A 23,068-nucleotide genomic window follows, 5' to 3' on the forward strand; every position below is an offset into this window, starting at 1 on the left:
GAAGACCATGGCACGACTGAAAGAGATTTACCGGAACGAAATCGCTCCCAAGCTTAAGGAAGAACTTAAGCTTTCGAACGTGATGGAAGTCCCGCGCGTTACCAAAATCACCCTGAACATGGGTCTGGGCGAAGCGATCGGCGACAAAAAAGTCATCGAGCACGCTGTAGCTGACCTGGAAAAGATCACTGGCCAAAAGCCAGTTGTGACTTTCGCTCGTAAATCCATCGCGGGCTTCAAAGTCCGTGAGGGCTGGCCGATCGGCGTCAAGGTGACTCTGCGTAGCGACAAGATGTACGAGTTCCTGGACCGCCTGCTGGCGATCTCCCTGCCTCGGGTTCGCGACTTCCGCGGCCTGAATGCCAAGTCCTTCGATGGTCGTGGCAACTACAGCATGGGCGTGAAAGAGCAGATCATCTTCCCGGAAATCGACTACGACAAGATCGATGCTCTGCGCGGTTTGGACATCACCCTGACCACCACTGCTCGTTCGGACGACGAAGGCCGCGCTCTGCTGCGTGCTTTCAAGTTCCCGTTCCGCAACTGATTGGAGTAGGAAAATGGCCAAGAAGAGCATGAAAAACCGCGAGCTGAAGCGTCAGCTCACGGTAGCCAAGTACGCCAAAAAGCGTGCCGAGCTGAAAGCGACCATCGTCAACCTGAACGCTTCTCCTGAAGAGCGTTTTGCTGCCGTAGTCGCTCTGCAGAAGCAGCCACGTGACGCCAGCGCTGCGCGCATGCGTAACCGCTGCCGCATCACCGGTCGTCCGCACGGCGTGTACCGCAAGTTCGGCCTCGGCCGTAACAAGCTGCGCGAAGCTGCGATGCGCGGTGACGTGCCTGGTCTGGTCAAGGCTAGCTGGTAATCCCAGTTGCCGTGACACCGGGGGGAGGGGGAGTAATCTTCCGACCGCCGGTGACCTCGCAAAGAAACAAGCCCCTATATGGGGCTTGTTTCGTTTCTGGCTTGTGTCTAGAATGACCGGCTCACCTGAGCCTGGGGTTTTTACCCTGCCTGCTCGGGTGGTTGTGATAGCCGCAAGGCTAATAATTCTTGTATCAGGAGCATCTAGCCCATGAGTATGCAGGACCCGTTAGCGGACATGCTAACTCGCATCCGTAATGCCCAGATGGCTGAAAAGTCTGTCGTAAGCATGCCTTCTTCTACCCTGAAGGTCGCGGTTGCCAAAGTACTGAAAGACGAAGGTTACATCGCCAGCTACGAAGTTACCGGCGAAGCCAAACCTTCCCTCTCTATCGAACTGAAGTACTTCGAAGGCCGTCCGGTCATCGAGGAACTGAAGCGTACCAGCCGTCCTGGCCTTCGCCAGTACAAGGCCGTCACTGACCTGCCGAAAGTACGTGGCGGTCTGGGCGTGTCTATTGTCTCCACCAACAAAGGTGTGATGACTGACCGCGCTGCGCGCGCTGCCGGTGTCGGCGGCGAAGTTCTGTGCACAGTGTTCTAAGGGGGGATAGGCATGTCTCGCGTCGCTAAGAACCCCGTTAAGCTGCCAGCAGGCGTCGAAGTTAAATTCGCCGGCCAACAGCTTTCGGTGAAGGGTGCCAAGGGCACTCTCGAACTGAACGTTCACTCGTCTGTTGAAGTTACCGAAGAGTCTGGTGAGCTGCGTTTCGTCGCTCGCAACGGTGATCAGCAAGCTCGCGCCATGGCCGGTACCACCCGCGCCCTGGTGAACAACATGGTCCAGGGCGTAAGCCAAGGCTTCGAGCGTAAGCTCCAGCTGGTCGGTGTTGGTTACAAGGCTCAGGCCAAGGGCACCATCCTGAACCTGGCTCTGGGCTTCTCGCACCCAGTGGATTACGAACTTCCAGCCGGTATCACCGCTGAAACCCCAAGCCAGACCGACATCCTGATCAAGGGTATCGATAAGCAGCTCGTGGGTCAGGTGGCCGCTGAAGTCCGCGGTTTCCGTCCGCCAGAGCCTTACAAGGGCAAGGGTGTGCGTTACGCGGATGAAGTAGTCCGTCGTAAAGAAGCCAAGAAGAAGTAGGGCCTAGCAAATGACCGACAAAAAAGTTACTCGACTGCGTCGCGCTCGCAAAGCACGCCTGAAAATGCACGAGCTCGAAGCCGTGCGTCTCTGCGTGTTCCGCTCGTCGCAGCACATTTATGCCCAGGTTATTTCGGCCGACGGCAGCAAGGTTCTGGCAAGCGCCTCGACCTTGGACAAAGACCTGCGTGATGGCGCCACTGGCAACATCGACGCGGCCACTAAGGTTGGCAAGCTGGTAGCTGAGCGCGCGAAAGCCGCCGGTGTATCTCAAGTTGCCTTTGACCGTTCCGGCTTCAAGTACCATGGCCGCGTCAAAGCGCTGGCTGATGCTGCTCGTGAAGGCGGGCTGGAGTTCTAAGTTATGGCAAATAACGATCAAAAGCGCGACGAAGGCTACATCGAGAAGCTGGTTCAAGTTAACCGCGTAGCCAAAACCGTCAAAGGCGGCCGTATCTTCACCTTCACCGCGTTGACCGTGGTGGGTGATGGTAAAGGTCGTGTTGGTTTCGGCCGTGGTAAATCGCGCGAAGTACCAGCTGCTATCCAGAAAGCTATGGAAGCTGCTCGTCGCAACATGATCCAGGTTGACCTGAAAGGCACCACCCTGCAGTACGCCACCAAGGCCGCCCACGGCGCCTCGAAGGTTTACATGCAGCCTGCCTCGGAAGGTACCGGTATCATCGCTGGTGGTGCCATGCGTGCCGTCCTCGAAGTTGCTGGCGTACAGAACGTTCTGGCCAAGTGCTACGGCTCGACTAACCCAGTGAACGTGGTTCATGCCACTTTCAAGGGTCTGAAAGCCATGCAATCCCCTGAGTCCATTGCTGCCAAACGCGGCAAGACTGTCGAGGAGATCTTCTGATCATGGCAACTGTAAAAGTAACGCTGATCAAGAGCGTCTCGGGCCGCATCCCTAACCACAAACTGTGCGTTAAGGGTCTGGGTCTGCGTCGTATCGGTCACACTGTAGAAGTCCAGGATACTCCCGAGAATCGCGGGATGATCAACAAGGCTTACTACATGCTGCGCGTCGAGGGCTAATCGATGAAACTCAATGATCTGAGTCCAGCGCCGGGTTCCCGTCGCGAGAAGCACCGTCCGGGCCGTGGTATCGGTAGCGGTCTGGGTAAGACTGGTGGCCGCGGCCACAAAGGTCAAACCTCGCGCTCCGGTGGCACCATTGCTCCAGGCTTCGAAGGCGGTCAACAGCCGCTGCACCGTCGCCTGCCGAAGTTCGGCTTCGTTTCCCTGAAAGCCATGGATCGCGCAGAAGTGCGTCTGTCCGAGCTGGCCAAGGTGGAAGGCGATCTGATCACCGTTCAGTCCCTCAAGGACGCCAACGTGATCGGCCAGCACGTACAGCGTGTGAAAATCATGCTGTCGGGCGAAGTCACTCGCGCAGTCACCCTCAAGGGTATCGCCGTCACCAAAGGTGCACGTGCGGCTATCGAAGCAGCTGGCGGCAAGTTCGAGGAATAAATGGCTAAGCAAGGTGCTCTCTCTTCGCTCGGTAAGGGCGGGATGTCGGAACTCTGGGCTCGTCTGCGCTTTCTGTTCATGGCGATCATCGTCTATCGGATCGGCGCGCACATCCCTGTACCAGGCATTAACCCGGACCGTCTTGCGGATCTGTTCCGGCAGAATGAGGGGACCATTCTTAGCTTGTTCAACATGTTTTCCGGTGGCGCGCTGGAGCGCATGAGCATCTTTGCACTGGGGATCATGCCGTACATTTCGGCATCGATCATCATGCAGCTCATGACCGCTGTCAGCCCGCAGCTGGAACAGTTGAAGAAGGAAGGTGAAGCTGGCCGTCGCAAGATCAGCCAGTACACCCGCTACGGCACCGTTATCCTGGCGCTGGTTCAAGCCATTGGCATGTCCATTGGCCTGGCCAACCAGGGCGTGGCGTTTTCTGTAGACCTGGGCTTCCATGTCGTCGCCGTCTCCACCTTTGTGGCAGGCGCGATGTTCATGATGTGGCTCGGCGAGCAGATCACCGAGCGCGGTGTGGGCAACGGTATCTCGATGTTGATCTTCGCGGGTATCGTTGCCGGTCTTCCGAGAGCAATCGGGCAGTCTTTCGAGTCTGCACGCACAGGCGATATCAACATTTTCGCCTTGGTCGCTATCGGTTTGCTGGCAGTAGCGATTATCGGTTTCGTGGTGTTCATTGAGCGTGGTCAGCGTCGTATCGCCGTTCACTACGCCAAGCGTCAGCAGGGCCGCAAGGTCTTCGCTGCGCAGACCAGCCACTTGCCGCTGAAAGTGAACATGGCGGGGGTAATCCCGGCCATCTTCGCGAGCAGCATCTTGCTGTTCCCGGCTTCGCTGGGTGCCTGGTTTGGTCAGTCCGAAGGTATGGGCTGGCTGCAGGACATCTCGCAGTCGATCGCTCCTGGTCAGCCGTTGAACATTCTGCTGTTTAGTGCAGGGATCATTTTCTTCTGCTTCTTCTACACAGCGTTGATGTTCAACCCGAAAGACGTAGCGGAAAACCTGAAGAAGTCCGGTGCCTTTATTCCGGGTATCCGTCCTGGTGAGCAGTCGGCACGCTACATTGATGGCGTTCTGACCCGTTTGACCATGTTCGGTGCTCTTTACATGATGGCCGTGTGCTTGCTGCCCCAGTTCCTGGTGGTGGCTGCAAACGTGCCGTTCTACCTTGGCGGGACCTCGTTGCTGATTGTGGTAGTGGTTGTGATGGACTTCATGTCCCAAGTACAATCGCACCTCGTTTCGCACCAGTACGAATCCCTGATGAAGAAAGCCAACCTGAAAGGCTACGGCGGCAGCGGTTTGCTGCGCTGATTTAGCCCCTTAAGGTTCGAGGAGTCGGTATGAAAGTTCGTGCATCGGTGAAAAAGCTGTGCCGCAACTGCAAGATCATTCGTCGCGAAGGTGTCGTGCGCGTGATCTGCAGCGCGGAACCGCGTCACAAGCAGCGCCAAGGCTGAGTGTGATCTGCGTTTCAAACCCAGCAGCTAGTGCGCTGCTGGGTTGATTATTCGTTTCTACAGCGATATTATCTCGCGCCCTATTTCTTGGCTTCCGGGGCGTAGGTAGCTGTCAATTGGAGTCCCACTGAATGGCCCGTATTGCAGGCGTCAACATTCCAGATAACAAGCACACTGTTATCTCGCTGACCTACATCTATGGTGTCGGTCGCACTACTGCGCAGAAAATCTGTGCAGACACTGGGGTTAACCCAGCCGCAAAGATCAAGGATCTGAGCGACGAGCAAATCGAAACCCTGCGTGGCGAAGTTGCGAAGTTCACCACTGAAGGTGACCTGCGTCGTGACATCAACATGAAGATCAAGCGCTTGATGGACCTGGGTTGCTACCGCGGCCTGCGTCATCGTAAAGGTCTGCCGGTTCGCGGTCAGCGCACCAAGACCAACGCACGCACCCGTAAGGGCCCGCGTAAGCCGATCCGCAAGTAACCGCCCAGGAATATAGACATGGCAAAACCTGCTGCTCGTCCTCGTAAGAAAGTCAAAAAGACAGTGGTTGATGGCATCGCCCACATCCACGCTTCTTTTAACAACACCATCGTGACCATCACCGATCGTCAGGGCAACGCGTTGTCCTGGGCTACCTCCGGTGGTTCGGGTTTCCGTGGTTCGCGCAAATCCACCCCGTTCGCAGCTCAGATCGCTGCAGAGCGTGCTGGTCAAGCTGCGCTGGAATACGGTCTGAAAAACCTCGACGTAAACGTCAAGGGTCCAGGTCCAGGTCGTGAGTCCGCCGTTCGTGCTTTGAACAGCTGCGGCTACAAGATCGCCAGCATCACCGACGTGACGCCAATCCCGCACAACGGGTGCCGTCCGCCGAAGAAGCGTCGCGTGTAATCAGGAGACAGATAAATGGCACGTTACATTGGTCCAAAATGCAAACTGTCTCGCCGTGAAGGCACTGACCTGTTCCTGAAGAGCGGCGTTCGCGCTCTGGAATCGAAGTGCAACATCGAAGCAGCCCCAGGTATCCACGGCCAGCGCCGTGGCCGTCAGTCCGACTACGGTACCCAGCTGCGCGAGAAACAGAAAGTTCGTCGTATCTACGGTGTACTGGAGCGTCAATTCCGCGGTTACTACCAAGCGGCAGCCTCGAAGAAAGGCGCCACTGGTGAGAACCTGCTGCAGATGCTTGAGTGCCGTCTGGATAACGTCGTTTATCGTATGGGCTTCGGTTCGACTCGTTCCGAATCCCGTCAGCTGGTTTCGCACAAAGCGATCAGCGTAAACGGCAAGACTGTAAACATTCCATCCTACCAAGTTCGTCCGGGTGACGTGGTCTCGGTTCGCGAGAAGTCGCTGAACCAGCTTCGCATTGTTCAAGCCCTTGAACTGTGCGCTCAGCGTGGCCGCGTTGAGTGGGTAGACGTGGATGCTGCTAAAAAGTCGGGCGTTTTCAAGAACGTTCCTGCTCGCAGCGACCTGTCCGCCGACATCAACGAAAACCTGATTGTCGAGCTCTACTCCAAGTAAGGGCTAGAAAATAGGTGCATCCATGCAGATTTCGGTAAATGAGTTTCTGACACCCCGTCACATCGACGTGCAGGTTGTCAGTCCAACCCGCGCCAAGATCACGCTCGAGCCTCTCGAGCGTGGCTTCGGCCATACCCTGGGCAACGCGCTGCGCCGCATCCTGTTGTCCTCCATGCCTGGCTGTGCAGTAGTCGAGGCCGAGATCGATGGCGTACTCCATGAGTACTCCGCGATCGAAGGTGTACAGGAAGACGTCATTGAAATCCTGTTGAACCTGAAAGGCCTGGCTATCAAACTGCACGGTCGTGACGAAGTTACGCTGACCTTGTCGAAAAAGGGTTCGGGGGTGGTTACCGCTGCCGATATTCAGCTGGATCACGATGTCGAGATCGTCAACCCCGATCACGTAATCGCGAACCTGGCGTCCAACGGCGCCCTGAACATGAAGCTCACTGTAGCTCGTGGTCGCGGTTACGAGCCGGCCGACTCTCGTCAGACTGACGAAGATGAAAGCCGCAGCATTGGCCGTCTCCAGCTGGACGCTTCGTTCAGCCCGGTGCGTCGTATCGCCTACGTGGTCGAAAACGCCCGTGTTGAACAGCGTACTAACCTGGACAAGCTGGTCATCGATCTGGAAACCAACGGTACCCTGGATCCTGAAGAGGCTATCCGTCGTGCCGCGACCATCCTGCAACAGCAGCTGGCCGCGTTCGTCGACCTCAAAGGTGACAGCGAGCCGGTTGTGGTCGAGCAGGAAGACGAGATCGATCCGATCCTGCTGCGCCCGGTTGACGACCTGGAACTGACTGTACGTTCGGCCAACTGCCTCAAGGCGGAGAACATCTACTACATCGGCGACCTGATTCAGCGTACCGAAGTAGAGTTGTTGAAGACTCCTAACCTGGGCAAGAAGTCCCTGACTGAAATCAAGGACGTCCTGGCCTCCCGTGGTCTGTCTCTCGGCATGCGCCTCGACAACTGGCCGCCTGCAAGCCTTAAGAAAGACGACAAGGCGACTGCCTGATCGTCGTAATCACCGAACGTAGTGTTTGGTAAGGAATGAATCATGCGTCATCGTAAAAGTGGACGTCACCTGAGCCGTACCAGCTCTCACCGCAAAGCTATGTTCCAGAACATGGCTGTGTCGTTGATCGAGCACGAGCTGATCAAAACCACCCTGCCGAAAGCCAAGGAACTGCGCCGCGTTGCCGAGCCGCTGATCACCCTGGCCAAGGAAGACAGCGTTGCCAATCGCCGTCTGGCCTTCGACCGTACCCGTTCGAAGTCTGCTGTTGGCAAACTGTTCAACGATCTGGGCAAGCGCTACGCCACTCGTCAGGGCGGCTACTTGCGCATCCTGAAGTGCGGTTTCCGCGCTGGCGACAACGCGCCTATGGCGTACGTCGAGCTGGTTGATCGTCCAGTTGGTGGTGCTGTAGAAGCCGCCGAGTAAGACGTCAGTCTGCTTACAAGAAACCGGGCCTAGTGCCCGGTTTTTTGTGTCTGCAAACATTGCAAATATCTATCGTAACTACCTAATCAATTAATTGGCTCTGGTTGTACACCTCGCGGATACTTCACTGCATGCCGATTAGCCGGCGACTGAAGATCGATAAGGAGAGCCCATGAGCAAGATTCTCACCACCGCCAGCGGTGCACCCGTAGCCGACAACCAGAATTCCCGTTCCGCAGGCCCCCGTGGCCCGCTGTTGCTCGATGACTTCCACCTGATTGAGAAGCTCGCCCACTTCAACCGCGAGAACATTCCTGAGCGCCGGGTACACGCCAAGGGCTCGGGCGCCTACGGCACCTTTACCGTAACCCGGGACATCACGGGCTACAGCAGCGCTGCCTTGTTTGCCGCCGTCGGCAAGCAGACCGAAACCTTCCTGCGTTTCTCCACTGTAGGGGGTGAGCGTGGTTCGGCCGATACCGAGCGAGACCCGCGCGGCTTCGCCTTGAAGTTCTACACCGAGGAAGGCAACTGGGACATCGTGGGTAACAACACGCCGGTGTTCTTCATCCGCGACCCGCTGAAGTTCCCTGACTTTATCCACACGCAAAAGCGCCACCCGCAGACCAACCTCAAGAACGCCCAGATGATGTGGGACTTCTGGTCGCACTCGCCCGAGGCGTTGCACCAGGTCACCATCCTGTTCTCCGATCGGGGTATTCCGGACGGCTACCGCCACATGCACGGGTTCGGCAGCCACACCTATAGCCTGATCAACGCCCGTGGCGAGCGCACTTGGGTCAAGTGGCACTTCAAGACCCAACAAGGCATCAAGAACCTGACGCCTGCTGAAGCTGCGCGCCTGGCCGGCAGCGAGCCTGACTATGCCCAGCGCGACCTGTTCGAGGCCATTGAGCGGGGCGACTACCCCCGCTGGACGGTGTGCATCCAGGTGATGAGTGAGGCCGAAGCGGCTAACCGTCAGGAAAACCCGTTCGATGTGACCAAGACCTGGTCGCAGAAGGACTACCCGCTGATCGAAGTGGGCGTGCTGGAGCTCAACCGTAACCCGCTCAACTACTTCGCAGAAGTCGAGCAGGCCACCTTCGGGCCGAGCAACATGGTCCCGGGTGTAGGGCTGTCGCCGGACCGCATGCTGCAGGGCCGGGTATTCGCCTACGCCGATGCCCACCGCTACCGCGTCGGCACCAACCACCAGCAGTTGCCGGTGAACGCCCCGCGCAGCCCGGTGCACAGCTACCAGCGTGATGGCTCCATGGCCACTGGCAGCTACGGCAGCGCGCCGAACTATGAGCCGAATAGCTATGCCGATGCGCCCAAGCAGTCCCCGCGCCATGCCGAACCTGCGCTTGCCCTCAGTGGCGCCGCAGATCGCCACGACCACCGCGATGACAACGACTACTACAGCCACGCCGGTGCGCTGTTCCGCCTGATGAGCGATGAGCAAAAAGCGCTGTTGATCAGCAACATCGCCGGGACCATGGCCGGTGTCAGCGAAGACGTGGTGCAGCGCCAGTTGCAGTACTTCTTCAAGGCAGATCCGGCTTACGGTGAAGGCATTGCCAAGGCCTTGGGCGTGAATCTCGCTTAAGTCGAAGTGATAACAAGAACCGCCCTCGTTTGGGCGGTTTTTCAATGAATATCACTACTGTTTAGCCGATCTTTTACCTGTAATTGCGCATTTTCCCGTGACCGCGAGCAAAAGCTGGTTCACACTATGCGGCATTGAAGCATTCACAGGGAGAATCAGGGCGATGCAAGGTCACCCGGACGTAATCAATTACCTCGTCACGTTGCTGAAGGGCGAACTGGCAGCACGCGATCAGTATTTCATTCACTCGCGGATGTACGAAGACTGGGGCCTGACCAAGCTCTACGAGCGTATCAACCACGAAATGGAAGAAGAGACGCAGCACGCCGATGCTCTGATGCGCCGTATCCTGATGCTCGAAGGCACCCCAGACATGCGCGCCGACGACCTCGAAGTGGGCAGTACCGTCCCTGAGATGATCGCTGCCGATCTGAAGCTTGAGTACAAAGTCCGCGCCGCGCTGTGCAAGGGCATCGAACTGTGCGAGCTGCACAAGGATTACATCAGCCGCGACATTCTGCGCGCGCAGTTGGCCGACACCGAAGAAGACCACACCTACTGGCTGGAGAAGCAGCAAGGTCTGATCAAGATCATCGGGCTGGAAAACTACCTGCAATCGCAGATGTAAGTTATCCACAGCCACTAAAAAGCCCCTGCCACGTAAGTGACAGGGGCTTTTTCATGGGCGCTCGGATCAGGCCCGGTCACGCTCCAGCAGTGGTTTGAGGTAGTGCCCGGTATACGACTGTTTCTTCTCGGCCAGTTCCTCAGGCGTACCGCAGGCAATGATCTGCCCACCTTTGGAGCCACCCTCCGGCCCAAGGTCCACCAACCAGTCGGCGGTCTTGATCACGTCCAGGTTGTGCTCGATCACCACCACGGTGTTGCCGTGGTCGCGCAGACGATGCAGGACGTCCAGCAGTTGCTGGATGTCGGCAAAGTGCAGGCCTGTGGTCGGCTCGTCGAGGATGTACAGAGTTTTGCCGGTATCACGCTTGGACAGCTCGCGTGACAGCTTCACCCGCTGCGCCTCGCCGCCAGACAGCGTGGTCGCCGACTGCCCCAGCTTGATGTAGGAAAGCCCCACGTCCATCAGCGTCTGCAGCTTGCGCGCCAGCGCCGGGACCGCGTCGAAGAACTCGCGGGCATCCTCGATGGTCATTTCCAGCACCTCGTGGATGTTCTTGCCCTTGTACTTGATCTCCAGGGTTTCGCGGTTGTAGCGCTTGCTCTTGCACACATCGCACGGCACGTAGATGTCCGGCAGGAAGTGCATCTCGACCTTGATCAGGCCATCGCCCTGGCACGCCTCGCAGCGCCCACCCTTGACGTTGAACGAGAAGCGGCCTGGCCCGTAGCCACGGGAACGCGACTCCGGCACGCCGGAAAACAGCTCGCGAATCGGGGTGAAAATACCGGTGTAGGTGGCCGGGTTCGACCGCGGTGTGCGGCCGATCGGGCTCTGGTCGATGTCGACCACCTTGTCCAGGTGTTGCATGCCATCGATGCTGCTGTGCGGCGCCGCTTCCAAGGTGCTCGCGCCGTTGAGCGCGGTAGCCGCCAGCGGGAACAGGGTGTTGTTGATCAGCGTCGATTTGCCCGAACCGGAAACCCCGGTCACGCAGGTCAGCAGGCCAATCGGCAGCTCCAGGTCGACGTTTTGCAGGTTGTTGCCGCGCGCGCCCTTGAGCTTGAGCGACAGCTTTTTGTTACGTGGGGTGCGTTTGGCCGGGACGGCGATTTTCTTGCGTCCGGACAAATACTTGCCGGTCAGCGAGTCAGGGTGTGCCATGACCTCGGCCGGGGTGCCCTCGGCGACGATCTGGCCGCCGTGCACACCCGCGCCGGGGCCGATATCCACCACGTAGTCCGCCAGGCGAATGGCGTCTTCGTCGTGTTCCACCACGATCACCGTGTTGCCCAGGTCGCGCAGGTGGTTGAGGGTGCCCAGCAGGCGATCGTTGTCACGCTGGTGCAGCCCGATGGACGGCTCATCGAGGATGTACATCACCCCCACCAGGCCTGCACCGATCTGGCTGGCAAGGCGGATACGCTGCGCCTCGCCGCCAGACAATGTGTCGGCGCTGCGATCCAGGGTGAGGTAGTCCAGGCCGACGTTGACCAGAAACTGCAGGCGCTCGCAGATCTCCTTGAGAATCTTCACGGCGATCTCACCGCGCCGGCCGGTCAGGGTCAGCGTCGCAAAATACGCGCTGGCATCGCCAATTGGCAGGTTGGTCACCGCCGGCAGGGTTTTCTCGCCCACCCACACATGGCGCGCCTCACGGCGCAGGCGGGTGCCACGGCAATCGGGGCAGGGCTGGGTGCCGAGCAGCTTGGCCAGCTCTTCACGCACGGTGGCCGACTCGGTCTCGCGGTAACGACGCTCAAGGTTCGGCACGATGCCTTCGAACGGGTGCGAGCGCTTGACGATGTCGCCACGGTCGTTGAGGTACTTGAAGTCGACACTGTGCTTGCCGCTGCCGTGCAGGATCACCTTCTGGTGGTCCGCCGACAGCTCGGCGAACGGCTCCTCAAGGCTGAAGCCATAGTGCGCGGCCAATGAGCCGAGCATCTGGAAATAATAGACGTTGCGCCGGTCCCAGCCACGGATGGCGCCTTCGGCCAAGGTCAGTTCGCCATTGACCAGGCGCTTGGTGTCGAAGAATTGCTTGACCCCCAGGCCGTCGCAGGTGGGGCAGGCGCCAGCGGGGTTGTTGAAGGAGAACAGCTTGGGCTCGAGTTCGCTGATGGCATGGCCGCAGATCGGGCAGGCGAAGCGCGCCGAGAAAATCGTCTCTTCGCCGTCTTCATCGTCCATTGGCGCGACCAGCGCAATGCCATCGGCCAGCTTCAGGGCGGTCTCGAACGACTCGGCCAGGCGCTGCTGCAGGTCGGCGCGCACCTTGAAGCGGTCCACCACCACATCGATGCTGTGCTTCTTCTGCTTGTCGAGCTTGGGCAACTCGTCCAGTTCGTAGAGCTTGCCGTTCACCCGTGCGCGCACGAAGCCCTGGGCACGCAGTTCGTCGAACACCGCCAGGTGCTCACCCTTGCGCTCACGGATGACCGGGGCCAGCAGCATGAGCTTGCTGCCTTCGGGTTTTTCCAACACCAGGTCGACCATCTGGCTGACGGTCTGCGCTTCCAGCGGAATATCGTGGTCCGGGCAGCGCGGCGTGCCAACGCGTGCATAGAGCAGGCGCAGGTAGTCGTAGATCTCGGTGATGGTGCCTACGGTCGAACGCGGGTTGTGCGAGGTCGATTTCTGTTCGATGGAAATCGCCGGCGACAGGCCTTCGATGGTGTCGACGTCGGGTTTTTCCATCATCGACAGGAACTGCCGGGCATAGGCCGACAGCGACTCGACGTAGCGGCGCTGGCCTTCGGCATACAGCGTGTCGAACGCCAGCGATGACTTGCCGGAACCGGACAGGCCGGTGATCACGATCAGCTTGTCCCGGGGCAGGGTCAGGTCGATGTTCTTAAGGTTGTGGGTACGCGCCCCACGAATCAGGATCTTGTCCACTGCGGCCTCGCTTGGCGGGCATAAACGAAGAAGTATACGGCGCGTGGCCAGTACGCGGCAAAGCGTCGCGCAGATGCCGTTATGGGCTCGGACTGATAGAATCGCCGCCGGTTCACACGAGGTTCATCCATGCACGACCCCCACAACGATCGCATGAGCAGCAGCGAAACCCGCGCCGCTGGTGGCCTGGCCCTGGTCTTTGCCTTTCGTATGCTGGGCATGTTCATGGTGCTGCCGGTGCTCGCCACCTACGGCATGGACCTGGCCGGCGCCACGCCTGCGCTGATCGGCCTGGCCATTGGTGCCTACGGCCTCACCCAGGCGGTGCTGCAAATCCCGTTCGGCATGATTTCCGACCGCATCGGCCGGCGCCCGGTAATCTACCTGGGCCTGGTGATCTTCGCCCTGGGCAGCGTGCTGGCGGCCCAGGCCGATTCAATCTGGGGCGTGATTGCCGGGCGCATCCTGCAAGGCGCCGGGGCGATTTCGGCCGCGGTCATGGCACTGCTCTCGGACCTCACCCGCGAACAGCACCGCACCAAGGCCATGGCCATGATCGGCATGAGCATCGGCCTGTCGTTCGCAGTGGCAATGGTCGTCGGCCCTCTGTTGACCAGTGCCTTTGGCTTGTCAGGATTGTTCCTCGCAACGGCAGGGCTTGCCGTGGTCGGCATCGCCTTGATTGCCTTCGTGGTGCCCAGCGCCCATAGCCAGTTGCAGCACCGCGAGTCGGGCGTTGCCCGCCAGGCGCTCGGCCCAACCCTGCGCCACCCGGACCTTCTGCGCCTGGACGTGAGTATTTTTGTGCTTCACGCCATTCTCATGGCCAGCTTCATTGCACTGCCCCTGGCGTTCGTCGAGCGCGGCGGGCTGCCCAAAGAGCAGCACTGGTGGGTGTACCTGACCGCGCTGCTGATTTCATTTTTTGCAATGATCCCCTTCATCATCTATGGCGAAAAAAAGCGCAAGATGAAACGCGTCCTGCTTGGCGCGGTCAGTGTGCTGCTGCTGGTGGAGGTGTTTTTCTGGCAGTGGGCTGACAACTTGCACGGACTGGTCATCGGCACCGTGGTATTCTTCACGGCCTTCAATCTGCTGGAGGCATCCTTGCCTTCACTGGTCAGCAAGGTGTCGCCGGCCGGTGGCAAAGGGACTGCGATGGGTGTTTACTCAACGAGCCAGTTCCTCGGCGCCGCGCTGGGAGGAATCATCGGTGGCTGGTTGTTCCAGCACGGTGGCCTGAGCATGGTTTTTCTGGGTTGCGCGGGCCTGTGTGCCCTGTGGCTGATCACTGCATTGAGCATGAACGAGCCGCCCTATGTCACCAGCCTGCGCATGCCGCTAACGCCCGAGGCGCTGCGGGAAGCCGGGCTGACCGAGCGCCTGATGGCCGTGCCGGGTGTAACCGACGCCGTGGTGGTGGCAGAAGAAGCCGCCATCTATATCAAACTGGATACGAAAATTTTGGACCGTGCGACCCTCGAGCGTCTGGTAAACCCAGCCTCAGCGGCGTGCGAAGCCTAGGAGAACGTTATGGCCCGTGGGGTTAACAAAGTCATTCTGGTCGGTACCTGTGGTCAGGATCCCGAAGTCCGCTACCTGCCCAACGGTAACGCCGTGACCAACCTGAGCCTGGCCACCAGCGAGCAGTGGACCGACAAGCAGTCTGGCCAGAAGGTCGAGCGCACCGAGTGGCACCGTGTTTCGCTGTTCGGCAAGGTTGCCGAAATTGCTGGCGAGTACCTGCGTAAAGGTTCGCAGTGCTACATCGAAGGCAAGCTGCAGACCCGCGAGTGGGAAAAAGACGGCATCAAGCGCTACACCACCGAGATCATCGTCGACATCAACGGCACCATGCAGCTGCTTGGCGGCCGTCCGCAGGGCCAGCAAGGCGGCGGCGACCAGTACAACCAGGGTGGTGGCAACAACTACAACCAGGGTGGCCAGCAGCAACAGCAGCAGTACAACCAGGCTCCGCCACGCCAGCAGGCCCAGCGCCCGCAACAGGCCCAGCAGCGCCCAGCGCCGCAACAGCCGGCTCCGCAGCCGGCTGCTGACTTCGACAGCTTCGATGACGATATTCCGTTCTAGAGAGCACCTTAGAGAAATTGTAAGATTTCTCTTAAAGAGCCCCGCGTTAGCGGGGCTTTTTCATTTTTAACGATGTAAAAAGCCAATTGCTAGGTTCTGTACGAGATACCGAGAAACCGAAGCAGCACCGGCCCAAGGCTGATTTTTTGTAGAGTTCTCAATCATCTACGGAAAGGAATTCTGTGATAGCAAAGCGTTATGAACTCTCGGATGAAGCCTGGACGATGGTCGCGGACCTGTTCACTGAAGGCCACCGCAAAGGCCGACCACGGTTTAATGATCGTTTGATGCTGGATGGTGTGCTGTGGGTGCTTTGCTCCGGCGCTACTTCGCGTGACATGCCTGAGCGTTTCGGTCCTTGGTCAACGGTCTACCAGCGATTTCGTGACTGGCGGAACCGAGGCACTTTTGACCACATGCTCAAGCGGCTGCACATCAGACTGAACAAGCATGGCCTGATTGACCTGCAGACCTGGATGATTGACTCGACGGCAGTACGCGCAACCCGAGCCTCTGCAGGCGCCGGGAAAAAGGGGGGCCTGATGAACCCGTTGAGCATGCGATAGGCCGTAGCCGAGGCGGACTGACAACCAAGATCCATATGCTTTGCGACTCCAACGGCGTGCCGTTGCGCTGCCTACTCTCTGGCGGTCAAGCCAGTGACATCAGCTATGCGCAGCCGCTACTGGACGAAGTGAGCATCCCGACGAGCCAACGCGGCCGGCCTCGTAAACGCTGCTGGTGCCTGTTAGCCGATAAGGGCTACGACGCCGATGCGCTGCGGCGTTACTGGGACCGATACCGCATGCAGCCAGTTATTCCTTTGCGCTCGATGAAGCGCACATTCAAGCTTGGGCTACCCCTCTGTTCGATCGCCAGGTACCGTCAACGCAATGAGGTCGAGCGCATGTTCAGCTGGCTGAAGGAGAACCGAAGGATCGTGACTCGCCTCGACAAGCTGGCGAAAAGTTATGCGGCGATGGTCTCGCTGGCCTGCGCTATGCGGTGTTTGCGACATCTCTTTTCAGGCAGAGCCTAGTGCGTGGGAGAATCTATGGTTTGTACAAGTCTGTTCTCGCCAGACATATCTCCTTGTGGCGAGCGAGCTTGCCATGCGTTGGGCTGCTGCGCAGCCCAACGCGGGACGAGCCCGCTCACTACAACCGTCTTCCTCCAGGGTTAAGCCGTAGCTGCCGATATCCAGATGCCCATCGTGGGGCAAGCCTGCTCCCACATTGAAGATATTTGCACGGCCGCGAGTCTGCAGAGTTTAGTTACCGCACTGAGCATTAAACTGCCTACATATACCGGCTATTTCCTATTGGTGCGTAGGACCGATCCGAAATGAACTTGCCTTCCGCAATGTCCGCCCAATGCCCTCTATCCTCACCAACCTTAAACCGACGGGAAGTGGAGTGAGGGACGGTGGACATATTTATGGGACTGCTCGCTGCTGTGTGCTGGGGAGCAACCGATTTTCTGGTCGGAATGAACGCCAAGGCGGTGGGAGTTCGACAAGCAGTCGTGTTCGGCCAGATTGTAGGTCTGCTGCTAATGATTTCGATCATTGGCCTTTCCGATGAGCAGCTTGACAAGCTGGTGGCAGCAGAATTTGACACCTATTTACTCTCAGGCCTGTCTGCACTTTTGATGCTGGGGGGCGCTCTATCGCTTTCGAAAGCGTTCGCCATCGGCACCACGGCAGTAGTAGCGCCACTAGTAAGTTCGTACAGTATTGTGACAACGGTGTTGGCTTGGCTGGGCGGAGACATGCTCTCGACTTGGCAGGTTGCCGGGCTGCTGATCTGTTTCGTTGGGGTGATGCTGGCGAGTAGAGCTCACAGACGCAGCGTCGGCCCAGATAAAATGAACAACAGCATGTCTGTTGGCTTTGCGCTTTTAGCCGCACTGCTGTATGGGGTCACATTCTGGATTCAGGGAAAATATATTCTGCCGACAATAGGACCGGTAAATATGTTAGCCGTGGCGTACGCGATCGGGCTGTTGTTCCTCATGCGCGAAGCATCAAGGCTACTTCGCAGTTGGGCAGTAATCAGGTTGAAAACATTTGCCAGTTTGTGTGGTGCCAGTTTGTTCAACCTTGGAGGCTCGAGCGCTTTTTCGTTGGGCGTACTCGGCGGTTCCATATCGGTGGTGACGGTGATCAGTACCCTGTCCGGGGCGGTGGCAGCAGCACTTGGTTATCTTTTCCTTCATGAGCGTCTCTCGTTGACGCAGTTGTGTGGGGTAATGATGGTGTTGATGGGGGCTGTACTTTTGCATGTTTACGGATAGAGCAATGCTAGGCCGCAGGGCGCTTCCCTTGGGGGCAGCTCCCTCAGTTCAGTCACCTCGAGTCGCCGCCGCAGGGAGGTTTTGGCTCGCATGAGCAGGTTCCGTGGAACCGTATGAATTCACTTCTTCGAATGGAGGGACAATTGGCGATTTGATCGCAGACTTTTTCCGAATGTGTCTCGATCACATAGCTTTCTCTCGCCGCAGTTAGTTACCATCCGTTTTTTTCAAGGAGCGGGCGATGCAAGGCAGCACTGAAGGTATCAGCACTAACGAAATCCAACTGACGTCCATGGCCGAAGATTACCAAATGCTTGGTTTCTCGGCGCTTTATGCCGAGCACCTGCAGACCAGTATCGAAGGGGCCATCTACTTCCGCATACTTTCGTTCGTAGGGCTTGCGATCACGGTCGTGGGCATATTGACCATCATGTTCGGCCCGTCGACGATCACCTACAGCATTCTTACCGGCCCCACCTTCACCCAGTTCGTGCAAATGTACCCAGGCCCGATTGCTACGGTAGGTGGCTTCGTCTATGTGATTGGCAACGCGTTGTATGCGAAAAGGTCGCTGCCCCCTGAGGTACTTGTGCGGTCGCTGTTCAGGTTTGTCGGGCTTGACGGTGAAGATGTGACAGAAAGTGTGAACATTCACTATCTGGGTGGTGATGACTTCAATTTTTCACTTACCCCCGTTGCCCCGCCTGCGCCTGGCTCGCACTGATTTCGCTGCTTCAAACCAGGCGGGCCGTTCGCAAGCAGCCCGTCGCACCTGGGTTTTGACCCACGTCATCGCATTCGTCTGATTCTTGGCTACTCTTAACGGTTGGCGGTCTGCGTATCGCCAACCGTGAAGTCACAGAGGCGCCGGCAAGGTCCCGTGCGTCCAAACCTGATCAGGAGTGCACGATGGATCTCAACCGTCGGCAATTCTTCAAGGTCGCCGCCGTCGGCCTTGGAGGCTCAAGCCTTGCGGCGCTGGGTATGGCCCCCGCGCCGGCGTTCGCCGAGCAGGTGCGCCACTTCAAGCTGGCGCACACCAAGGAAACCCGTAACACCTGCCCTTATTGTTCGGTCGGCTGCGGCCTGATCATGTACAGCCAGGGTGATGCGGGCAAGAACGTCAAACAGAACATCATCCATATCGAAGGCGACGCCGACCACCCGGTCAACCGCGGCACCTTGTGCCCGAAAGGCGCAGGCCTTCTGGACTTTATCCACAGCCCCAATCGCCTGCAGTACCCGCAAGTACGCAAGGCCGGCAGCAACGAGTGGACCCGGGTCAGCTGGGATGAAGCCCTCGACCGGGTGGCGGACCTGATGAAAAAGGACCGTGACGCCAACTTCATCGAGAAGAACGCCCAAGGCCAGACGGTCAACCGCTGGCTCACCACGGGCTTTTTGGCGGCTTCGGCGGCCTCGAGCGAAGCGGGTTACCTGACCCACAAGGTCATTCGTGCCACTGGAATGCTGGGGTTCGATAACCAGGCGCGTGTCTGACACGGCCCGACGGTGGCAAGTCTTGCCCCGACGTACGGCCGTGGCGCGATGACCAATCACTGGTCTGACATCGCCAACGCAAACCTGGTCCTGGTAATGGGCGGCAACGCTGCTGAAGCGCACCCGTGCGGCTTCAAGTGGGTGACCGAAGCCAAAGCGCACAACAAGGCGCGGCTGATCGTGGTTGACCCGCGGTTTACCCGTACCGCATCGGTGGCGGACTACTACGCACCGATCCGCACCGGCACCGATATCGCCTTCATGGGCGGGCTGATCAACTACCTGCTGAGCAACGACAAGATCCAGCACGAATACGTGCGCAATTACACCGACGTGTCGTTCATCGTCAAAGAAACCTATGGTTTCGAGGACGGGCTGTTCAGCGGCTACGACGAAGCCAAGCGCGTGTATGCCGACAAGTCTGGCTGGGGTTATGAGCTGGGCGAGGACGGCTTTGCCAAGGTCGACCCGACCCTGCAGCACCCGCGCTGCGTATTCCAGTTGATGAAGCAGCATTACAGCCGCTACACGCCTGAGCTGGCCAGCATGACCTGTGGCATGCCCCAGGCACAGATGATGAAAGTCTGGGAAGAGATCGCCACCTGTTCGGTGCCGGGCAAGACCATGACCATCCTCTATGCGCTGGGCTGGACGCAGCACTCCATCGGCGCGCAGATCATCCGCAGTGCGGCCATGGTCCAGTTGCTGCTGGGTAACGTCGGCATGCCGGGTGGCGGGGTCAACGCCCTGCGCGGGCACTCCAACATTCAGGGGCTGACCGACCTGGGCCTGCTGTCCAACTCGCTGCCGGGTTACCTGACCCTGGCCGGCGATGCCGAACAGGACTACGCAAGCTACATCGACAAGCGTGCCTCCAAGCCGCTGCGCCCAGGCCAACTGTCGTACTGGCAGAACTACGGCAAGTTCCATGTCAGCCTGATGAAGGCCTGGTATGGCGCCAACGCCACGGCTGAAAACAACTGGGGCTACGACTGGCTACCCAAGCTCGACGTACCGGCCTACGACGTGCTGCGCATGTTCGAGATGATGAGCCAGGGCAAGGTCAACGGCTACATGTGCCAGGGCTTCAACCCGATTGCTGCGCTGCCGGACAAGAACCGCGTCACCGCCGCCCTGGCCAAGCTCAAGTGGCTGGTGGTGATGGACCCGCTGGCCACCGAAACGTCCGAGTTCTGGCGCAATGCCGGCCCCTACAACGACGTCGACACGGCCAATATCCAGACCGAAGTGATCCGCCTGCCCACCACCTGCTTTGCCGAGGAAGACGGCTCGCTGGTCAACAGCAGCCGCTGGTTGCAGTGGCACTGGAAGGGCGCCGATGGCCCGGGCGAGACGCGCACCGACGTGCAGATCATGAGCGAGCTGTTCCTGCGCCTGCGCCACCGCTACCAGGCCGAAGGCGGCGCCTACCCCGACCCGTTGCTGAACATCAGCTGGCCGTACAAGATCGCCGACGAGCCTTCGCCTGAAGAGCTGGCCAAAGAGATGAACGGTTGGGCGGTCAGCGACCAGACCGACCCGACCGGCGCGGTGCTCAAGGCCGGCCAGCAGTTGGCGGGCTTCGGCCAATTGAAAGACGACGGCAGCACGGCGTCCGGTTGCTGGATTTTCGCCGGTAGTTGGACCGAGCAGGGCAACCAGATGGCCCGGCGCGACAACAGCGACCCCTACGGCATGCACCAGGTGCAGAACTGGGCCTGGGCCTGGCCGGCCAACCGCCGCATCCTCTACAACCGCGCCTCCAGCGACCCGCAAGGCAAGCCTTGGGACCCTGAGAAAAAACGCCTGGTGTGGTGGAACGGCAAAACCTGGACCGGCACAGACGTACCCGACTTCAAGGTCGACTCGCCGCCCGAGGCAGGGATGAACCCGTTCATCATGAACCCCGAGGGGGTGGCGCGTTTCTTTGCCATCGACAAAATGGCCGAAGGGCCATTCCCCGAGCACTACGAGCCGTTCGAGACGCCGATTGGCATCAACCCTCTGCACCCGCATAACAAAAAGGCCACCAGCAACCCGGCCGGGCGCATCTTCGATTCGGTGTGGGGCACCTTGGGCACTCACGACCAGTTCCCCTACGCGGCGACCACCTACCGGCTGACCGAGCACTTCCACTTCTGGAGCAAGCATTGCCGGTTGAACGCCATCGCCCAGCCCGAGCAGTTCGTCGAGATCGGCGAAGTGCTGGCCAACGAGAAGGGCATCAAGGCCGGTGATCGAGTGCGGGTGTCGAGCAAGCGCGGGCATATCGAGGCGGTTGCGGTGGTGACCAAGCGGATTCGCCCGCTGCAGGTCAACAACCAGACCGTGCATCAGATCGGCATCCCGCTGCACTGGGGCTTCACTGGGACCACGCGGCACGGCTACCTGACCAACACCTTGGTGCCGTTCCTCGGTGATGGCAACACCCAGACGCCGGAGTCCAAGTCGTTCCTCGTCAACGTGGAGAAACTCTGATGGCCAGCCAAGACATCATTGCCCGCTCGGCCACCACCACGGTGCCGCCCTCGGTGCGCCAGGTGGACGAGGTCGCCAAGCTGATCGACACCACCAAGTGCATCGGCTGCAAGGCCTGCCAGGTGGCGTGCTCGGAGTGGAACGAACTGCGTGACGAGGTAGGCCACAACCATGGCACCTACGACAACCCCCAGGACCTCAGCGCCGAAACCTGGACCCTGATGCGCTTCACCGAGCATGAGCGTGACGACGGCAACCTGGAGTGGCTGATCCGCAAGGACGGCTGCATGCACTGTGCCGACCCCGGTTGCCTCAAGGCCTGCCCAAGCCCTGGGGCGATCATCAAGCACGCCAACGGCATCGTCGACTTCAACCAGGACCACTGCATCGGCTGCGGCTACTGCATCACGGGCTGCCCGTTCAACATCCCGCGCATTTCGCAGAAGGACCACAAGGCGTACAAGTGCACCCTGTGTTCCGACCGCGTCAGCGTGGGCCTGGAGCCTGCCTGTGTGAAAACCTGCCCAACCGGCGCCATCGTCTTCGGCACCAAGCAGGAGATGAAGGTGCATGCCGATGAGCGCATCGTCGACCTGAAATCCCGTGGTTTCGACAACGCCGGGCTGTACGACCCCGACGGCGTCGGCGGCACTCATGTGATGTACGTGCTGCACCACGCCGACACGCCCAAGCTGTATGCCGGGCTACCGGAGGCGCCGGTGATCAGCCCGCTGGTTGGCCTGTGGAAGGGGGTCAGCAAGCCGCTGGCGCTGTTGGCCATGGGCGCGGCGGTGCTGGCCGGGTTCTTCCACTATGTGCGTGTGGGGCCGCAGCGGGTCGAGGAGGACGAGCATGCCCCGGCGCCTGATGCCAGCGTCCAGCAGGTCGACCCGGCTGTGCATGTCTATGACCCGAACCGCCCGGACGGGCAGGGGGAGCAGCGGCCATGAACGACGACAAACCTATCCTGCGTTACAACGCCAACGAGCGCAGCAACCACTGGCTGGTGGCTATCCTGTTCGTGCTGGCGGCGTTTTCCGGGCTGGCGCTGTTCCACCCGGCGCTGTTCTGGCTCAGCCACCTGTTCGGCGGCGGCCCGTGGACGCGCATCCTGCACCCGTTCATCGGCGTGGCGATGTTCGTGTTTTTCCTCGGGCTGGTGCTGCGCTTCTGGCGCGCCAACTTCATTACCGCCAATGACCGCTTGTGGCTGCGGCGCATTGACCGGGTGATGCTGAACAAGGAAGAAGGCGTGCCGCCGATTGGCAAATACAACGCCGGCCAGAAGTTGCTGTTCTGGACCTTGCTGGCCTGCATGCTGGTGCTGTTGATCAGTGGCGTGGTGATCTGGCGGGCCTACTTCAGCCATTTCTTCGGTATCGGCGCAATTCGCCTGGCCACCTTGCTGCACGCCCTGGCGGCGTTCGTGCTGGTGCTGAGCATCATCGTGCACATTTATGCCGGGATCTGGATCAAGGGCTCCATCGGCGCCATGCTGCATGGCTGGGTCAGCCGCGCCTGGGCGCGCAAGCACCATGAACTCTGGTACCGGGACGTGACGGGTGACAAGACGCCACCCAACCCCGGACGAAAAGAAGGATGA

General features: G+C 59.4%; 26 protein-coding genes. 25 read left to right on the plus strand and 1 reads right to left on the minus strand.

The genetic code is table 11. The features are described from left to right. Nucleotides 1-7 precede the first annotated feature (7 nt). The 17 genes from rplE to bfr all read left to right on the plus strand — a co-directional run bounded on the left by rplE (nt 8) and on the right by bfr (nt 10,200). Complete coding sequence (gene rplE / locus HU719_RS14685) at nt 8-547, plus strand: 50S ribosomal protein L5 (RefSeq protein WP_003255474.1); 540 nt, start codon at nt 8-10, stop codon at nt 545-547. Between the two features lie 13 nt (nt 548-560). Further along, entirely contained in the window at nt 561-866 is a 306-nt protein-coding gene (rpsN, locus tag HU719_RS14690) for a 30S ribosomal protein S14 (protein ID WP_186519376.1), read from the plus strand. A gap of 210 nt (nt 867-1,076) precedes the next feature. Next, complete coding sequence (gene rpsH, locus HU719_RS14695) at nt 1,077-1,469, plus strand: 30S ribosomal protein S8 (protein WP_186519378.1); 393 nt, start codon at nt 1,077-1,079, stop codon at nt 1,467-1,469. Nucleotides 1,470-1,481: 12 nt separating this feature from the next. Beyond that, a complete protein-coding gene (gene rplF / locus HU719_RS14700) occupies nt 1,482-2,015 on the plus strand; it encodes a 50S ribosomal protein L6 (RefSeq protein ID WP_186519380.1) in 534 nt (177 codons plus the stop codon). A gap of 10 nt (nt 2,016-2,025) precedes the next feature. Further along, entirely contained in the window at nt 2,026-2,376 is a 351-nt protein-coding gene (rplR, locus tag HU719_RS14705; RefSeq protein ID WP_029614571.1) for a 50S ribosomal protein L18, read from the plus strand. A 3-nt stretch (nt 2,377-2,379) separates the two neighbouring features. Beyond that, on the plus strand, nt 2,380-2,880 hold the full coding sequence (rpsE, locus tag HU719_RS14710) for a 30S ribosomal protein S5 (protein ID WP_011531894.1): 501 nt from the start codon (nt 2,380-2,382) through the stop codon (nt 2,878-2,880). A 2-nt stretch (nt 2,881-2,882) separates the two neighbouring features. Then, on the plus strand, nt 2,883-3,059 hold the full coding sequence (gene rpmD, locus HU719_RS14715; protein ID WP_008089798.1) for a 50S ribosomal protein L30: 177 nt from the start codon (nt 2,883-2,885) through the stop codon (nt 3,057-3,059). A gap of 3 nt (nt 3,060-3,062) precedes the next feature. Beyond that, nucleotides 3,063-3,497 (plus strand): 50S ribosomal protein L15, encoded by a 435-nt coding sequence (gene rplO, locus HU719_RS14720; protein ID WP_110996350.1) that lies wholly within the window; start codon nt 3,063-3,065, stop codon nt 3,495-3,497. Further along, nucleotides 3,498-4,829 (plus strand): preprotein translocase subunit SecY, encoded by a 1,332-nt coding sequence (secY, locus tag HU719_RS14725; protein WP_186519382.1) that lies wholly within the window; start codon nt 3,498-3,500, stop codon nt 4,827-4,829. It abuts the gene before it with no gap. Between the two features lie 29 nt (nt 4,830-4,858). After that, nucleotides 4,859-4,975: a 50S ribosomal protein L36 gene (rpmJ, locus tag HU719_RS14730; RefSeq protein ID WP_002555468.1), complete on the plus strand. Its 117-nt coding sequence runs from the start codon at nt 4,859-4,861 to the stop codon at nt 4,973-4,975. A 131-nt stretch (nt 4,976-5,106) separates the two neighbouring features. Continuing rightward, on the plus strand, nt 5,107-5,463 hold the full coding sequence (rpsM, locus tag HU719_RS14735) for a 30S ribosomal protein S13 (protein ID WP_186519385.1): 357 nt from the start codon (nt 5,107-5,109) through the stop codon (nt 5,461-5,463). 18 nt (nt 5,464-5,481) lie between these two features. Continuing rightward, nucleotides 5,482-5,871 (plus strand): 30S ribosomal protein S11, encoded by a 390-nt coding sequence (gene rpsK, locus HU719_RS14740; protein WP_003255454.1) that lies wholly within the window; start codon nt 5,482-5,484, stop codon nt 5,869-5,871. 15 nt (nt 5,872-5,886) lie between these two features. Then, complete coding sequence (gene rpsD / locus HU719_RS14745; RefSeq protein ID WP_011531898.1) at nt 5,887-6,507, plus strand: 30S ribosomal protein S4; 621 nt, start codon at nt 5,887-5,889, stop codon at nt 6,505-6,507. A gap of 22 nt (nt 6,508-6,529) precedes the next feature. Further along, on the plus strand, nt 6,530-7,531 hold the full coding sequence (locus HU719_RS14750; protein WP_003255452.1) for a DNA-directed RNA polymerase subunit alpha: 1,002 nt from the start codon (nt 6,530-6,532) through the stop codon (nt 7,529-7,531). A gap of 42 nt (nt 7,532-7,573) precedes the next feature. Beyond that, nucleotides 7,574-7,960: a 50S ribosomal protein L17 gene (gene rplQ / locus HU719_RS14755; protein WP_003255451.1), complete on the plus strand. Its 387-nt coding sequence runs from the start codon at nt 7,574-7,576 to the stop codon at nt 7,958-7,960. Between the two features lie 172 nt (nt 7,961-8,132). Beyond that, nucleotides 8,133-9,572 carry a catalase gene (locus HU719_RS14760; protein ID WP_186534699.1) on the plus strand — a complete coding sequence of 480 codons (1,440 nt, stop codon included), beginning with the start codon at nt 8,133-8,135 and terminating at the stop codon, nt 9,570-9,572. A gap of 163 nt (nt 9,573-9,735) precedes the next feature. Continuing rightward, nucleotides 9,736-10,200: a bacterioferritin gene (gene bfr, locus HU719_RS14765; protein WP_186519389.1), complete on the plus strand. Its 465-nt coding sequence runs from the start codon at nt 9,736-9,738 to the stop codon at nt 10,198-10,200. A 66-nt stretch (nt 10,201-10,266) separates the two neighbouring features. Here the strand turns inward: bfr and uvrA are convergent, their stop codons facing one another. Then, the gene (gene uvrA, locus HU719_RS14770) at nt 10,267-13,101 is read right to left on the minus strand and encodes an excinuclease ABC subunit UvrA (RefSeq protein ID WP_186534700.1); all 2,835 of its coding nucleotides are present in this window, start codon (nt 13,099-13,101) and stop codon (nt 10,267-10,269) included. A gap of 129 nt (nt 13,102-13,230) precedes the next feature. On the opposite strand from uvrA, the gene HU719_RS14775 reads away from it, so the two are divergent. The 8 genes from HU719_RS14775 (at nt 13,231) to HU719_RS14810 (ending at nt 23,068) form a co-directional block, all read left to right on the plus strand. Beyond that, nucleotides 13,231-14,625 carry an MFS transporter gene (locus tag HU719_RS14775; protein WP_186519393.1) on the plus strand — a complete coding sequence of 465 codons (1,395 nt, stop codon included), beginning with the start codon at nt 13,231-13,233 and terminating at the stop codon, nt 14,623-14,625. Nucleotides 14,626-14,634: 9 nt separating this feature from the next. Continuing rightward, a complete protein-coding gene (locus tag HU719_RS14780; RefSeq protein ID WP_186519395.1) occupies nt 14,635-15,192 on the plus strand; it encodes a single-stranded DNA-binding protein in 558 nt (185 codons plus the stop codon). Between the two features lie 185 nt (nt 15,193-15,377). Next, nucleotides 15,378-16,231 (plus strand): IS5 family transposase gene (locus HU719_RS14785; protein ID WP_437179679.1). Its coding sequence is split into 2 segments (ribosomal slippage): nt 15,378-15,720 and nt 15,720-16,231, totalling 855 coding nucleotides; the frame shifts between segments, so codons are not numbered across the junction. 398 nt (nt 16,232-16,629) lie between these two features. Next, nucleotides 16,630-17,487 carry a DMT family transporter gene (locus HU719_RS14790; protein WP_186534701.1) on the plus strand — a complete coding sequence of 286 codons (858 nt, stop codon included), beginning with the start codon at nt 16,630-16,632 and terminating at the stop codon, nt 17,485-17,487. 241 nt (nt 17,488-17,728) lie between these two features. Then, nucleotides 17,729-18,211 carry a hypothetical protein gene (locus HU719_RS14795; RefSeq protein WP_186519397.1) on the plus strand — a complete coding sequence of 161 codons (483 nt, stop codon included), beginning with the start codon at nt 17,729-17,731 and terminating at the stop codon, nt 18,209-18,211. 185 nt (nt 18,212-18,396) lie between these two features. After that, a complete protein-coding gene (gene fdnG / locus HU719_RS14800; RefSeq protein WP_186534702.1) occupies nt 18,397-21,465 on the plus strand; it encodes a formate dehydrogenase-N subunit alpha in 3,069 nt (1,022 codons plus the stop codon). Further along, nucleotides 21,465-22,415, plus strand: coding sequence for a formate dehydrogenase subunit beta (gene fdxH, locus HU719_RS14805; protein ID WP_186519401.1), 951 nt, complete (start codon nt 21,465-21,467; stop codon nt 22,413-22,415). The genes fdnG and fdxH overlap by 1 nt, the downstream gene beginning before the upstream one ends. Further along, complete coding sequence (locus HU719_RS14810) at nt 22,412-23,068, plus strand: formate dehydrogenase subunit gamma (protein WP_186534703.1); 657 nt, start codon at nt 22,412-22,414, stop codon at nt 23,066-23,068. Before fdxH ends, HU719_RS14810 begins: the two co-directional genes overlap by 4 nt.

It is taken from the genome of Pseudomonas farsensis (assembly GCF_014268805.2).
Classification (GTDB): Bacteria; Pseudomonadota; Gammaproteobacteria; order Pseudomonadales; family Pseudomonadaceae; genus Aquipseudomonas; species Aquipseudomonas farsensis.